This window comes from Lysobacter enzymogenes (assembly GCF_900106525.1).
Taxonomy (GTDB): Bacteria; Pseudomonadota; Gammaproteobacteria; order Xanthomonadales; family Xanthomonadaceae; genus Lysobacter; species Lysobacter enzymogenes.
The window spans coordinates 77,707-91,872 of sequence record NZ_FNOG01000008.1 but is presented as its reverse complement, the minus strand read 5'-3'; the positions used below and the strand labels follow the sequence as shown (position 1 = coordinate 91,872).

General features: G+C 69.7%; 7 protein-coding genes and 1 pseudogene. 3 read left to right on the top strand and 5 right to left on the bottom strand.

All coding sequences use genetic code 11. From position 1 onward, the window contains the following. Positions 1–80 precede the first annotated feature (80 nt). Entirely contained in the window at positions 81–5,456 is a 5,376-nt protein-coding gene (locus BLU84_RS19200) for a DNA repair ATPase (RefSeq protein ID WP_083382870.1), read from the top strand. 7 nt (positions 5,457–5,463) lie between these two features. Further along, complete coding sequence (locus tag BLU84_RS19195; protein ID WP_074871021.1) at positions 5,464–6,150, top strand: phospholipase D-like domain-containing protein; 687 nt, start codon at positions 5,464–5,466, stop codon at positions 6,148–6,150. A gap of 148 nt (positions 6,151–6,298) precedes the next feature. On the opposite strand, the gene BLU84_RS19190 is transcribed toward BLU84_RS19195, so the two are convergent. From BLU84_RS19190 to BLU84_RS19180, 3 genes are all read right to left on the bottom strand, one after another. Then, entirely contained in the window at positions 6,299–7,498 is a 1,200-nt protein-coding gene (locus BLU84_RS19190) for a CaiB/BaiF CoA transferase family protein (protein WP_074871017.1), read from the bottom strand. 98 nt (positions 7,499–7,596) lie between these two features. Then, positions 7,597–9,513 carry a glycoside hydrolase family 127 protein gene (locus BLU84_RS19185; RefSeq protein ID WP_083382868.1) on the bottom strand — a complete coding sequence of 639 codons (1,917 nt, stop codon included), beginning with the start codon at positions 9,511–9,513 and terminating at the stop codon, positions 7,597–7,599. Positions 9,514–9,517: 4 nt separating this feature from the next. After that, on the bottom strand, positions 9,518–11,698 hold the full coding sequence (locus BLU84_RS19180) for an SUMF1/EgtB/PvdO family nonheme iron enzyme (RefSeq protein ID WP_074871014.1): 2,181 nt from the start codon (positions 11,696–11,698) through the stop codon (positions 9,518–9,520). Between BLU84_RS19180 and BLU84_RS28805 the strand changes: the two are divergent. Beyond that, positions 11,697–11,786 (top strand): annotated as a pseudogene (locus BLU84_RS28805) (hypothetical protein); the annotation flags it as partial. The gene BLU84_RS19180 and the pseudogene BLU84_RS28805 overlap by 2 nt on opposite strands. On the opposite strand, the gene BLU84_RS19175 reads toward BLU84_RS28805, so the two are convergent. Together BLU84_RS19175 and BLU84_RS19170 are read right to left on the bottom strand one after the other, a co-directional pair. After that, entirely contained in the window at positions 11,771–12,733 is a 963-nt protein-coding gene (locus BLU84_RS19175) for a ribokinase (protein WP_074871012.1), read from the bottom strand. The pseudogene BLU84_RS28805 and the gene BLU84_RS19175 sit on opposite strands and share 16 nt — an antisense overlap. Further along, positions 12,730–14,034, bottom strand: coding sequence for a serine hydrolase domain-containing protein (locus tag BLU84_RS19170; RefSeq protein WP_267889194.1), 1,305 nt, complete (start codon positions 14,032–14,034; stop codon positions 12,730–12,732). Before BLU84_RS19170 ends, BLU84_RS19175 begins: the two co-directional genes overlap by 4 nt. Positions 14,035–14,166: the final 132 nt, after the last annotated feature.

Genomic DNA, 14,166 nt, shown 5'->3' with positions numbered 1-14,166 from the left:
GCGCCGCCGCTGACGGCGGCGCATCGATGTGACGCCGTCGGCGCGCGTGCGCGCCGACGGTACTATCGGTAGGACGAAACATGGCGGATACCAAGCCCGCCGCGGCAGCGGCCGCGGGCGCTTCCACTGCTGGCTCGGCAACGGCCGGCGACAGCAGCGCAGTCGATCAGGCCGTCGCCCAGGGCGGCGCCTACGAGGTGCTGAGCAAGCGCCTGGCCGAACAAGGCCAGAAGTTGCGCGCGTTGGCCGACGGCTTGAACAAGCAGCGGCTGGCCGAATTCGGCAGCAGCCAGATGGAGGTGGTCGGGCGCTTCCGCATCCGCACCGAGAACAACTGCGTCGCCCGCGACATCGTCCAGGTCGGCGAGTTCCTGGTGTTCGGCTACAACGTGTTCATGGGGCTCAAGAAAGAGACCGCGGTCGCCGACGTGTTCTCGCTGTACAAGCTGGTGCAGGGGCCGGAGGGCTTTGATGTCACCCCGGTCGAGCTCAAGGGCAGTTTCCTCGGCATCGACAGCTTCGCCCACGATTTCCGCGAGCTGTACGCGTACTACAAGCACACCCGGCTGATCCAGCTGATCGTGCGCGACGGCAAGCTGCTGGCCGCGTTCCAGATCGGCGAGCGCATCACCGACCTGCGCGTGTTCCGCTGGTCGGTCTCGCCCGACGGTGAGGTGCGCTATATCGACAACCGCGGCGAGCGCGACATCGCGCTGCCGGCGCCGTACGACTTCGAGTGGATCCGCGCCGGCCGCGACATGGTGGTCAACGGCCGCCATCCGCATCTCAATATTCTCGACAGCGTGTTCGTCGAAACCGTCGGCGGCGATCTCACGATCAAGGTCGAGAACAACACCGAGGACGGTCAGGGCATCTACCGCGAGCCGGTCCAGGACAAGACCCAGTCGCTCGACGACGCCCAGGTCGACTACGCCCGGGTCGGCAGCCTGATCCTGCTCAAGATCCTGCCGTATCGCGAAGAGCAGTGGCGCTACCTGGTGTTCAACACGCTCACCCGCAAGGTGGTGCGGCTGGACGAGATCGGCCTGGCCTGCATCCAGCTGCCGGAAGACCACGGCATCATCTTCCCCGGCGGCTATTACCTGCAGAACGGCGAGCACAAGCGCTTCGATCAGTCGATGGACGGTATGCGCTACAAGCGCAACATCCGCTCGCCCAACGGCGAAGACGTGATGTACCTGTTCTACGAGCCCGAGCAGGGCCGCACGGCGATGTTCACCTACAACCTGATCGAGCGGCGCCTGCAGACGCCGATCTTCGGCCACGGTTACGCGCGCCTGGAAGACGGGCGCATGGTGATCTTCGCCACCGAAAGCGACGAGCCGACCCGCGTGCACCCGATGCAGGTGTGGCAGACGCCCTACGCCAGCGAGGAATACGCAGCAAAGCAACCGGCCGGCAACACCTTCATGGGCAAGATCGGCAACGCCGAGCTGGTGCGCGGCATGTCCGAGCTGATCAGCCTGAGCCGCGAGATCGAGGCCACCGAGGTCTCGGCGCAGCGCTACGGCTTGCTCGCGCAGAACACCCGGCGCCTGTTCGACGCCCACCATTGGCTCAGCGACCCCAATTGCGGCGATGTGGCGCCGCTGCTGCGCGAGATCGCCGCCACCGCCGAGTCGGTGCTGGACGAGTACGAGAAAGTCGAAGGCATCCGCAGCCAGTCCGAGCGCGCCATGCGCGAGGCGCAGAGCAAGCAGAAGGCCTTGTTCGACAGTCTGCAGCCGGACAACTGGGAACAAGTGCAGCCCTTCGTCGATGCGCTCAACGGCCTGACCGCGCAGCGCGGGCACCTGCTGACCATCCGCGAGTACCGCTACATCGATGTGGCGAAGATCGACGAGATGGAGCAGGCGCTGATCGCCGCGCACGAGCGCATCGGCGCGGCCACCGGCGCGTTCCTGGCCGGCGACAAGGCGCTGGCGCCGCTGGGCGAAAAGCTCGCGCAGCTCGATGCCCAGGCCCAGGCCGCGACCACGGTGACGCAACTGACCGAACCGCTGACCCAGCTGCAGGCGATGTCGGGCGATCTGGACATGCTATCGGGGCTGATGGCGACGCTGAAAGTCGACGACGCGACCCAACGCACGCGCGTGGTCGAGGCGATCTCGGAAATCTACGCCAAGCTCAACCAGGCCAAGGCGCGCGCGGACCAGCGCCGCAAGCAATTGGGCTCGGCCGAATCGGTGGCCCAGTTCGGCGCCCAGTTCACCCTGTTCGGCCAGAGCATCGCCAGCGCGCTGGCGCTGGCGCAGGATCCGGAAAAGGCCGACGAACAGCTCTCGCGCCTGCTGGTGCAACTGGAAGAACTGGAAAGCCAGTTCGGCGAACACGAGGCCTTCCTCGGCGACATCCTGGCCAAGCGCGAGGAGTTGCTGGAAACCTTCGAAGCGCACAAGCAGACCTTGCTGGACGAGCGCCAGCGCAAGGCGCAGGCGGTGATGGACGCGGCCGCGCGCATCCTCGAAGGCCTGGGCCGGCGCACCGCGCGCTTCGCCAACAGCGACGAGCTCAACGCGTTCTTCGCCGGCGACGCGCTGATCCTCAAGCTGCGCGAGTTGGCCGAGCGCCTGCGCGCGCTCAAGGACAACGTCAAGGCCGACGATGTCGAGGCGCGGCTCAAGGGCGCGCGCGACCAGGCGGTGCGCGCGCTGCGCGACCGCAGCGAACTGTTCGAGGACGGCGGCGGGGTCATCAAGCTCGGCCCGCGTCATCGTTTCAGCGTCAACACTCAGGAACTCGACCTGACCCTGATGCCGCGCGGCGACGCGCTCAACCTGCATCTGACCGGCACCGATTTCTTCGAGCCGATCAATGATGCCGGCCTGGACGCGGCGCGCGACTACTGGGGCGTGTCGATGGATTCCGAATCGCCGCAGCTGTACCGCGGCGAGTATCTGGCCGGGCTGGCGATCGAAGCGGCGCAGGCCGGGCGCGAAAACCTCAGCATGGACCTGCTGCGCGAACAGCTGGCGCAGCCGGACGCGCTGGCGCGCACGATCCGCGACTTCGCCGCGCCGCGCTATCGCGAAGGCTATGAGAAGGGCATCCACGACCACGACGCCGCGCTGATCCTGCAGGTGTTGCTGCCGCTGCGCGACAGCGCCGGCAGCCTCAGCTTCGAGCCGGCCGCGCGCGCGTGGGCGGCGTACTTCTGGTCGCTGCAGGGCGGGCAGGGTGAGCCGGCGCTGTGGCCGGAACGCGCGCGCACCGCGGCCGACATCCAGCGCCTGTTCGCCAGCGCCGACGGCCTGGCCGCGTTGCGCGGCGAAGTCGCCGCGGCGATGGCGGCGTGGGCGCAGGCGCAGGCGATGCCGGTGGACCCGGCGCTGACCCCGCGCGCAGCCGAATACCTGGTGCTGGAACTGTCGGCGCCGCAGCCGCGGTTCGTGTTCAGCCGCTACGCCGCGCAACTGCTCAAGGCTTTGCGCGAGAAGCTCGAAGCGGCGCGGATGTGGGACGGTTTCGCCGCCGCGCTGGAATCGCTGCGCGAGCGTCCGGCCGCGCGCTGGGCGCTGGCGACGAACTGGATCGACGCGCTGGCGCGCACGCCGGAACTGGCCGCGCAAGCGGCCTACGCGGCGGAGGCCGCGGCGCTGCTGCTGCTCGACGACGACTTCGCCAAGACCACCAGCGAGACCGAGCTGGGCGCCGACCTGCAAGGCCTGCTCGGCGAGCACCCGCGCATCCGCGAGGGCCGCATGCGCCTGGCCGTGGACGACTGGTCGGCGCGGCTGCGCCACCATCGCGAACAGTTCGTGCCCGGCTTCCAGACCTATCAGGCGCTGCGCCAGCAGATCGTCGCGCGCGAGCGCGCGGCGCTGCGCCTGGAGGAGTTCAAGCCGCGGCCGTTGAGTTCGTTCGTGCGCAACAAGCTGATCAACGACGTCTACCTGGGCGTGATCGGCGACAACCTGGCCAAGCAGATGGGCACCGTCGGCGAGAGCAAGCGCTCGGACCTGATGGGCCTGCTGATGATGATTTCGCCGCCGGGCTACGGCAAAACCACGCTGATGGAATACGTGGCGCACCGGCTGGGCCTGATCTTCATGAAGATCAACGGCCCCGCGCTCGGCCACGAGGTGCGCTCGCTCGACCCGGCCCAGGCGCCGGACGCGACCTCGCGCCAGGAGCTGGAGAAGCTCAATCTGGCGCTGGAGATGGGCAACAACGTGATGCTGTACGTCGACGACATCCAGCACACCCATCCCGAGTTCCTGCAGAAGTTCATCTCGCTGTGCGACGGCACCCGCCGCATCGAAGGCGTGTGGAAGGGCCGCACCCGCACCTACGACATGCGCGGCAAGAAGTTCTGCGTGGTCATGGCCGGCAATCCGTACACCGAGTCCGGCGAGGTGTTCAAGATTCCGGACATGCTCGCCAACCGCGCCGACATCTACAACCTCGGCGATGTGCTCGGCGGCATGGAACACGCCTTCCTGCTGAGCTACATCGAGAACAGCCTGACCTCCAATCCGGTGCTGGCGCCGCTGGCCACGCGCGAGATGAGCGATCTGTACAAGCTGATCGACAAGGCCCAGGGCAAGGCGTTTTCAGCCAACGAGCTGCGCCACGCCTACAGCGGCGCGGAGATCAACGAAATCGTCGCCACCCTGGAGCGGCTGGTGCAGGTGCGCGACGTGGTCTACCGGGTCAACCAGCAGTACATCGCCAGCGCCGCCCAGGCCGAGACCTACCGCACCGAGCCGCCGTTCAAGCTGCAAGGCAGCTATCGCAACATGAACAAGCTGGCGGAGAAGATTTCGCCGGTGATGAACGCGGCCGAGCTGCAGCAGTTGATCGGCGATCACTACCTCGGCGAGGCGCAGTTGCTGACCTCCGGCGCCGAGGAGAACTTGCTCAAGCTCGGCGAGCTGCGCGGCGTGCACAGCGAGGAACAGGCGGCGCGCTGGGCCCAGATCAAGCGCGATTTCCTGCGCAACAAGGCGATGGGCGCGGGCGAGGCCGATGTCGGCGGGCGCGTGGTGGCACAGCTCAACGATCTGGTCGAGAGCGTGCGCGCGCTGGACGCGGCCGCCGACCGCGCCGGCGCGGTACAGGCCAAGGCGGTGCAGGCCAAGCCGGCCGACCCGGCGCCGTGGCCGCAGCTGCTGGCGGCGCTGGAGCGCATCGCCGCGACGCAGGCCGAGCCCGATGCGGCGCCGCCGGCGGATGCCGGCGCGGCCCTGAGCGCGGCGCTGAGCGGGCTCGGCCCGCAGCTGCAGCAGGCGTTCGTGCCGCTGGTCGAGCGCCTGCAGGACAACGACGAGCGCCAGAGCCGGGTCAACGCGGCGATGGTGGAGCTGTTCCAGCAGCTCGGCGAACGCGAGGTCCAGGACGCGCCGACCCGCGCCGAAATGACCGAACAGCAGCGCGAGCTGCAGCGCGCGCTCAACGAATTCGCCGACCGGCTCAACGGCCGCACCCAGCGCTGAGGTTCCGATGGATTTCGCCGAACTCGACCGTACCCTGCGCGACAGCGTCGCCGACCTGGCCCTGGACGTCGAGGAGAAGTTCGAACTGCGCGAACTCGGCGCGCGGCTGCCGGCCGATCGCGTGCGCTACCTGCGCAACCGCGCCTTCGACATGGCCCGCGAGCTGATGCTGGCGCAGCCGCCGCGCACGCTGGATTCGCTGCGTTGGCTGGAGCAGGTGGTCAAGACGTTGGACGCGGTCGCCGAAGCGCCGGCGAGGGTGTCCAGCGCGTTCTTCGCCCCCGGCGATGCCTGCCTGCGCAAGCTGCGCGAGCTGTGCCGCTCGGCCAAGCGCAGCATGGACGTTTGCGTCTATACGATTTCCGACGACCGCCTGGCCGAGGAGATTCTGGCCTGCCACCAGCGCGGCATCGCGGTGCGGGTGATCAGCGACAACGACAAACGCTACGACGACGGCAGCGACGTGCCGCGCCTGCTGGAGTCGGGCGTGCCGCTGCGCATCGACGACAGCCCGTTTCACATGCACCACAAGTTCGCCCTGTTCGACGGGCGGTTGCTGGCCAACGGCAGTTTCAACTGGACCCGCAGCGCGACCACCAGCAACGAAGAGAATCTGGTGGTGACCGACGATGCCAATCTGGTGCGCAGCTTCTCGGGGCATTTCGAGGCGCTGTGGGACAAGTTCGGGAATTGAGCGGCGCGGTGGTTGGGTTGTCGCGGTCGCGGCTCGCGCCGCTCCTACAGTCGGATACGAAGCGGCCGAAGCCCCTGTAGGAGCGGCGCGAGCCGCGACCGCGCCATTGCGACGACGACGAAAGCGCCATCGCCGCCACGAAACCCGCTCACCCGCGCTTGCGCGCCGCCACATCCCCGGACTCGCCCAACTCGCGCTTCACCGCTTCGGTGTCCTGCCCCAACACCGGCGCTGCGAACGGCGCCGGCCCGGGCGTGCGGCCGAACTTGATCGACTGCGCCACGCCGCGATAGCGGCCTACGCCCGGGTGCTCGATCGGTGCGACGATGCCTTCGGCCAGCACCTGCGGGTGTTCGAACATGTCCTCGATGCGCCGCGCCGCTGCGCACGGAACTTCGTCGCCGAATGCGGCTTCCCATTCCAGCGCGGTACGCGCGGCCAGCGCCGCGTGCAGTTGCGGCACGATCTCGGCGGCGGCCTGGGCGCGCTTGCGCACGCTGTCGTAGCGCGGATCGGCGGCCAGCGCGGCCAGCCCGGTCTTTTCGCACAGCGCCTGCCAAAAGCGCGGCGTGTTGGCCGAGATGTACAGATGGCCCTCGCGGGTCGGGTGGATGCCGGTGACGCCGCCCGAGCGCATGTCGCGGCCGATGTCCAGGCCCTCGCCCTCGGCCCAGATCAGCCGCGCCGATTGCATGGTCAGCGCGCTGCGCAGCAGCGACACGCCGACGAACTGGCCCAGGCCGCTGCGCTCGCGCTCGAACAGCGCCGAGGCCACGCCGCCGGCGAGCAGGGCGGCGGCGTAGTAGTCCACCACCGAGCCGTAGATGATTTCCGGCGGGCCGCCGCGCTTGCCTTGCAGCGCGCACATGCCGGTCATGGTCTGCAGCACCTGGTCGTAACCGGCCTTGTCCTTCATCGGCCCGGTTTCGCCGTAGCCGCTGACCGCGCAATAGATCAGGCGCGGGTTGATCAACTGCAGGCGTTCGAAGTCGATGCCCAGGCGCTTGGGCACGGCGGGCCGGAAGTTGTGCACCAGCACGTCGGCCTCGCGCACCAGCCGCAGCAGCGCGGCGTGGTCTTCGGCGCGCTTGAGGTCGAGCACGATGCCGCGCTTGCTGCGGTTGACGCCGAGGAAGGCGCGGCTCTCGCTGGCCAGCGTGGACGGGTACTGGCGCAGGTTGTCGCCGTCGGGCGGCTCGACCTTGATCACGTCCGCGCCCTGGTCGGCGAGCAGGGCGCAACCGTAGGGGCCGGCGATGTAGGCGCTGAGGTCGAGCACGCGCACGCCGGCCAGCGGGCCGGCGCCGGCGCGGTTCGGATCGGACGGAAGCGGGGAACGGGAATGCATGCGTGGGATGGCGGAGCCTGGACGGTTCGACGGTGCGGGCGATTCAACTGTGCGCCCGCGCGCGTCGCGCGAACAGGCAGGCGGCATATGTTCTGGCGTTACGAATTCTTGCTTGGGGCGTGTGCATCGTGCGCGAAGTCACGTTGCGGGCCCGGATCGGCCGCACCGGCCGGCGCCAGCGACAGCCAGGTCAGGCGCCAGGCGCCGTCGCTGCGGCCGCCGGCGCGGTAATACGGCTCGAACAACAGCGGCGCGCGATAGCCCAGGCGCAGTTGCAGTTGCGGCGGCGCGTCGCCGGCGGGCGGCGTCCACTGCAGCCAGTCCGATTCGGGCGCGGCGGGCAGGCGCACGGTTTCCTCGCTCTTGAAGCCGTCGATCAGGCCGGTGGCGTAGACCAGCGGGCCGCAGGTGAAGCCCACGTATTCGTGATGCAGCACTTCCTGCGCGACCGCGCTGCCGTCGGGCGCGCGCGATTCCTGCACGTTGCGGTTGCGCGCGCGGTGCGCGACCGGCCGCATCGGCAGCTGCAGCGTGACCGTGTCGCCTTCGCGCCATTCGCGTTCGATGGCGAAATAGTCGCCCGCGACCGGCTCGCCGGCGACGGCGGCGCCGTTGACCTCGATGCGCGCGCCCTGCGCCCACGACGGAATCCGCAGCCGCAGCGCGAACTGCGCCGCGCGTTGCGGCGTCACCTGGATGCGGATGGCGCCGTCGAACGGGTAGTCGGTGGTCTGTTGCAACAGCAACTCGCCGGCGAGCGGATGAGCGATGCGCGCCGAACCCGCGGCGTACAGGTTCAGCGTCGTCGATCCGTCCTCGCCCAGCGCGTAGGCCACGCCCGGCAGTTCCTCGACCGCCATCGCGCCGCTGGACTTGCAGCAGCGCCAGTACGTCGTGTGCACGCGTCGCCCGTTCGGGAACACGTAATAGCACCAGTCCTCGCCGTCGGGCGCCTGCGCGGCGAGCAGGTCGTTGTAGGCCGAGCGCTCGATCTCCTCGGCGTAGCGCGCTTGCCCGGTGATCGCCAGCAGTTCGCGGTTGAGCTGGATCCAGGCCAGGGTCGAACAGGTTTCGACATAAGCCTGCGGGCTGAACGCGCCGGGCGCGTTGAACACTTCGCGCGAGCGATGGGCGACGCCGCCCCAGGGCCCGCCGCCGAGGGTCAGATGGCGCTCGCGGATGCTGCGCCACAACGACTCGGCCGCGCGCAGGTAATCGGCGTGGCCGCTGGCGCGATGCAGCTTGGCCAGCCCGACCAGGTTCCAGGCCAGCTGATAGGCCTTGCCGGTGGCGATCTCGGCCGCATCGAAGCCGGCCAGCGCGCGGGTCAGCAACGCCAGCGGCGGATGCGCATCGGCCTGGCCGAGCACGGTCAGGGCCAGGTCGAGAAAATCGCGCTCGCCGGTGGCGAAGTACAGCTCCACGGCCGGATCCAGCAACACCGTCGCCGACAGGCCGAAGTGGTTGCCCAGCTCGGTGATGTCGATGCCGCCGTCGCTCAGCGTGCGCAGGCACAGCCGGCCGATGCGGCGCGCGGCGTCGAGGTAGCGCGGCTCGGGAAAGTGCTTGTGCACTTCGAGCAGGCCGAGGATCAGATAGGCGTGGGTCCAGATGTCCCAGGTGCGCACGCTCGGCGCGCCGTCCCAGCTCACCGGCTTCGGCGGCTGCTTGCGCATGAAGCGGCGTTCGGGCGCGTAGGTGCCCAGATACCCGTCGGGTTCCTGCACCGACACCAGGAAGTCGGCGACCCGGCGCACGTTGCCGAGCAGGTGCGCATCGCCGCTGCGCGCGGCGGCCTTGGCCGCGGCGCTGAGCCACTTGCCGGCGTGTTCGCCGTACCAGTCGCCTTCGCTGTTGTGGCGGCGGCGCTCGGGCGCGAACAGCGCGATCGCCGGGCTGGTTTCGTCGACGATGAAATGCGACAGGCGGCCGCCGAGGTTGGCGTCGAGCGCTTCGCCGAGCGGGCCGCGCAGGACGATGCCGGCCGGGTCGAGTGCGGGGGCGTAGCGGTGCATGCGCTTACTCCGCGTCCATCGCGCAGCGGAAGCCGATGCAGGCCGAGCGGTCCTTGCCCGGCGCCATCAGCAGCAGCTTGCCGTGCTGGTCGAGGCGGTAGGCCTGCGGGAAGTACCAATGCGAGGTCTGCGGCTGGTAGGAACTGCCGCCGCGCAGGATCGCCGCGCGGGTGTGTTCATCAAAGTATTCGTCGGTCCACTGCCAGACGTTGCCGACCAGGTCGAGCACGCCGAACACGCTGGCGCCGGCCGGATGCGCGTCGACCGGATCCGGCGCGCGCACGCGGCGGCCGCGGTTCGGCGCGGGCACCGCGTCGTCGCGCCAATCGTCGCCCCACGGGTAACGGCGGCCGTCGCCGCCTTGCGCGGCGTACTGCCATTCCCACTCGCGCGGCAGGCGCTTGCCGGCCCAGTGCGCGTAGGCGCGGGCGTCTTCGAGCGCGACCCAGGTGACCGGGCGGTGTTCCCAGCCGGCGCGCGGTGCGCCGTCGATCCAGTCGCGCAGGTAGTTGTGCGCATCGCGCGGGACATAGCCGCTGGCGCGGACGAATTCGAGGTATTGCGCGTTGGTCACCGGGGTGCGGTCGATGAAGAAGCGCGACAGGTTCAAACGCCGGCGATGGTTGCGGCGCGCGCTGTTCTCCCACGGGTACTGCACGTCCGCGCCGTCCCAGGTTTGGCCTTCGATCTGCACGCCGCCGACGACGAAGTCGAAGTCGGCGGCGGGAATTTCGACCATTCCTGCCGGCGCGGCCGCGGCCGGCGCGGTCGGCGCGATCGCCACCAGGGTCTGCGGCAGCGAGGTCCATTGCGCGCTGTACTCGCGCAGCGGCCTGGCCGACATCGCCTGCATCCGCGCCAGGAATGCATCGAGCCCGTCGCGCGCGGCGCCGGCCGGCAACGCCAGCAGCGCGCCGAAGCCGCGGCGTTCCAGCGCGAACGCCAGCACCGCGCGTTCGCCGTCCACGCGCGGCGTCAGCTCGGCGCCGTTCCACAGGTCGAAGTAACGCTGGCCGTGCGCGTGCGCCACCGCGATCAGTTCGCCGTCGAGATCGGATTCGTTGCGGTTGACCACGCTCCACACCGTCGCGCCCTCGTGCGGAAAGCGGCTGGCGAACACGCCGTGCTGCAAGGTGCGCGCATACGGCCGCCAATCGGCGCTGACGAAGTGCGGCGCGAACTCGCGTTCGACCGCGGCGATGCGGCGCAAGGTTTCCGCATCGCGCTCGGTGAGCTGGTTCCACAGGCCCCAGATGTTCTCCCAGGCGTTGTAGCCGATGCCGTTGAAGAAGATGTATTGCAGATCGTGGTTGCGGTCGCGGCCCCAGCGGTTCTCGTAGTTGATCATGTGCCGCGGTTCCAGCCACTTGAACTTGGCCACCGGCGGCACCGGTTCGTTGGGCGCCTTCTTGCCCCAGCTCTGCACGTTCCAGATCAGCGCTTCCTCGGCGCTGATGGTCGATTCGGGCTGCAGCACCACCGGATGGCCGACGGCGTCGCAGGCGTCGAAGAACGCGCGCGGCACGCCGTTGTAGGTGTCGCCGTTGACGCCGTCGGCGCCGACGGCCTTGACCAGTTCGGCGACGCAGTCCCAGTCGCGGCGGCCGCTGTCGCGGGTGCCGTGGTCCCAGGGCATGGTCGGCAGAAACACGCGCACGCCGCGGCGATGGAAATCGGCGACCGCGCCGCGCAGGCCGTCGAGGCCGCCGGGCAGGTCGCGGGCCAGATCGAACTGGTTGCGGTCGTCGACGCCGATGTTGGGATAGACCGGCCAGATCAGCACGCTGTCGATGCCGCCGTAGCGGCGTTCCAGATCGTCGAGATAACGGTCGACGGTGTAGCGGCCCGCGACCGGATCGTAGAAATAGCGGTCCTCGACCATCATCTGGGCGTGGACGAAATTGCGCTGCGCCCATTGCAGCTCGGGCCGGCGGTAATGCGCGTCGTCGTAGCCGATGCGCACCAGGTGTTCGCGGCGCCAGTCCTTGAGTTCTTCGATCCAGTCGTCGAGGCTGGCGTCGACATCGATCTTCCAATGGCCGATCTCGGCGAACGGCCAGCCCGGCGCCTTGCCCGGAAGCGGCAGATAGCGCTGGGTGGTGACGTGGGAGAACTTGTATTCGCTGCGCACGCGCGGACGTTCGGCTTCGGGGGCGTCGTCGGCGGCGGAATCGTAGTTGGACATGGCGGATTTCGGATTAGCGAGGATGAGAGGCGTAGCGACTGTGGGAGGGACTTCAGTCCCGATGCTTTCTTTTCAAACCGAGGCGACCTGCCCGGAAGGCGTCGGGACTGAAGTCCCTCCCACAAAAACCGGGTCCACCGCAGTGTGCAACAGCGCTTCGACCTCGGCATGACTGGGCACGCTGGTCTGCGCGCCGGGCCGGGTGCAGGCCAGCGCCGAGGCCGCGCAGGCGCGGCGCAGCGCGGTCGGAAAATCGTCGTCGCCGCGAGCCAGCGCGGCGATCAACGCGCCGCAGAAGGTGTCGCCGGCGGCGGTGGTATCGACGGCTTCGATGGCGAACGCGTTCTGGCGAAAGCGCACGCCATCGACGCGGGCGAGGCAGCCGCGCGCGCCCAGGGTCACCACCACGTGCGGCACGCGCACGGCGGCGAGCGCGGCGTCGAGGTCGGCGATGCCGGTCAGCGCGCTCAGCTCGCCTTCGTTGACGATCAACAGGTCGATGTCGTCCAGCAGCGCCATCGGCAAGGCCTGCGCCGGGGCGGCGTTCAACGCGACCGCGACGCCCGCCGCGCGCGCCTGCCGCGCCCACGCTGCGACCGCGTCCAGCGGCGATTCGAGCTGCAACAACAACCAGCCGACGCCGTCGAGCGCGGGCAGGTCGTCGCCGCGCAGCGCGGCATTGGCGCCGGGCGCGACCACGATTGCGTTCTCGCCGTCGTCGGCCACGCAGACGAAGGCGGTACCGGTGGCGCGCTCATTGCAGCGGCGCACGACGAGTTCCACCCCGCCGTCGCGCAGCGAGCGTTCGATCGGCTCGGCGTGCGCGTCCGCGCCCAAGGCCAGCAGCATGCGGGTCGGCGCGCCGCCGGCGCGCGCGCAGGCCAGCGCCTGATTGGCGCCCTTGCCGCCGGGATAGGTCGCCAGTTCGCGGCCAAGCACGGTTTCGCCGGGCGCGGGCGCGTGTGCAGCACGCACGACGAAGTCGAGATTGGCCGAGCCGGCGACGAGAACGGTGCGGGGCGATGGCGCGGTCATGGCGGGCTCGGTGCGGCGTCCGCGGCGGCGAACGCGAGGCGGTAGAAATCGCGGCTCAGGCGCGGCGGATCGCCGGCGGCGCCGGTGCGCGGCAGGTGCTGCAACAGCGCGATCGCCACGGTCTTGCGCAGCGGATCGATGGCGTAGGTGGTCGAGGCCGCGCCAGGCCAGCCGAACTGCCCCAGCGACGCCGGCGCGCTGCGCTTGGCCGGGTCGATGACCACCGCGCCGCCGAAGCCGAAGCCTTCGCCGGGATCGAACTGATGCACCGGCGGATCGAGCATGCTCAGTTGGTTGCGCAGCATCGCGGCGACGGTATCGGCGCGCAGCACGCGCGGGCCGGGGCCGCGCGCGCGCTTGCCGTCGCACTGGGCGAAGCCGGAGCGTTCGGCGATGCGGCCGCCGTCGAGCAGCATCTGGGCGAAACGGGCGTAATCGCAGGCGGTGGAATACAAGCCGCCTGCGCCGCTGGGATAGGCGTTGAGCGGCGCGCCGGGTTCGCGCTGCGATGGGCCGTCGTCCAGGCGCAGGCGGCCGTCGTCGCCGGTGGTGGTGAGGTCGGCGATGCGCTTGCGCTCGCTGGCGGGAACCGCGAAGCCGGTGTCGCGCATCTGCAGCGGCGCGAACAGATGCTCGCGCAGGTAGGCATCGAAGGTTTGTCCGGAGACGACTTCGACCAGCCGCGCCAGGGTTTCGGTGGCGGCGCCGTCGTAGCCGAAGCGCGTGCCGGGATCGGCCGCCAGCGGCGCCTGGGCGAGGCGGGCGACGAAGCCGGCGAGGTCGCGCGCGGCGTGCGGGTCGTGGCCTTGGGTCAGCGCCGCGGCGGTTTCGTCGCCGGGCAGGCCGGCGGCGAAGCCGGCGGTGTGGGTCAGCAGGTGGCGCACGGTGATCGGCCGTTGCGCCGGGCGTAGCCGCGGCGCGGCCGCGGTGCCGCCAGCGACGACTTGGCGGTCCGCCAGTTCGGGCAGGTAGCGTTGGATCGGCGCTTCCACATCGATCAGGCCGCGCTCGGCCAATTGCATCACCGCGGCGGAGGTGATGGTCTTGCTCATCGAATAGATGCGGAAGATCGCGTCGCGCCGCATCGGCGCGCGGCGGGCGAGGTCGCGTTGGCCGTAGGCTTGAAAATCGACGATTTTTCCGTTGTGCACGATCAGGCTGACTGCGCCGAGGTAGCCGCCCGGTCGGGTGGAGCGGTCCAGGAAAGCGTGCAGTGCCGCGTAGGGCGAGGGGTTCGTTGAAGGCTGAGCGGAAAGCGTCGGGCCTGAAGGCCCTCCCACAATATCCGTCGATGCCTGCATCGGCGCGGCACCTGCTGTGGGAGGGCCTTCAGGCCCGACGCTGTCGTGCCCGGCCTCGGCGCAAGCCGCACCCATCGCCATCAGTCCCACGACCAGGACGGACCAGCGGCGACAGCGGAAAGCGCGAGTGGG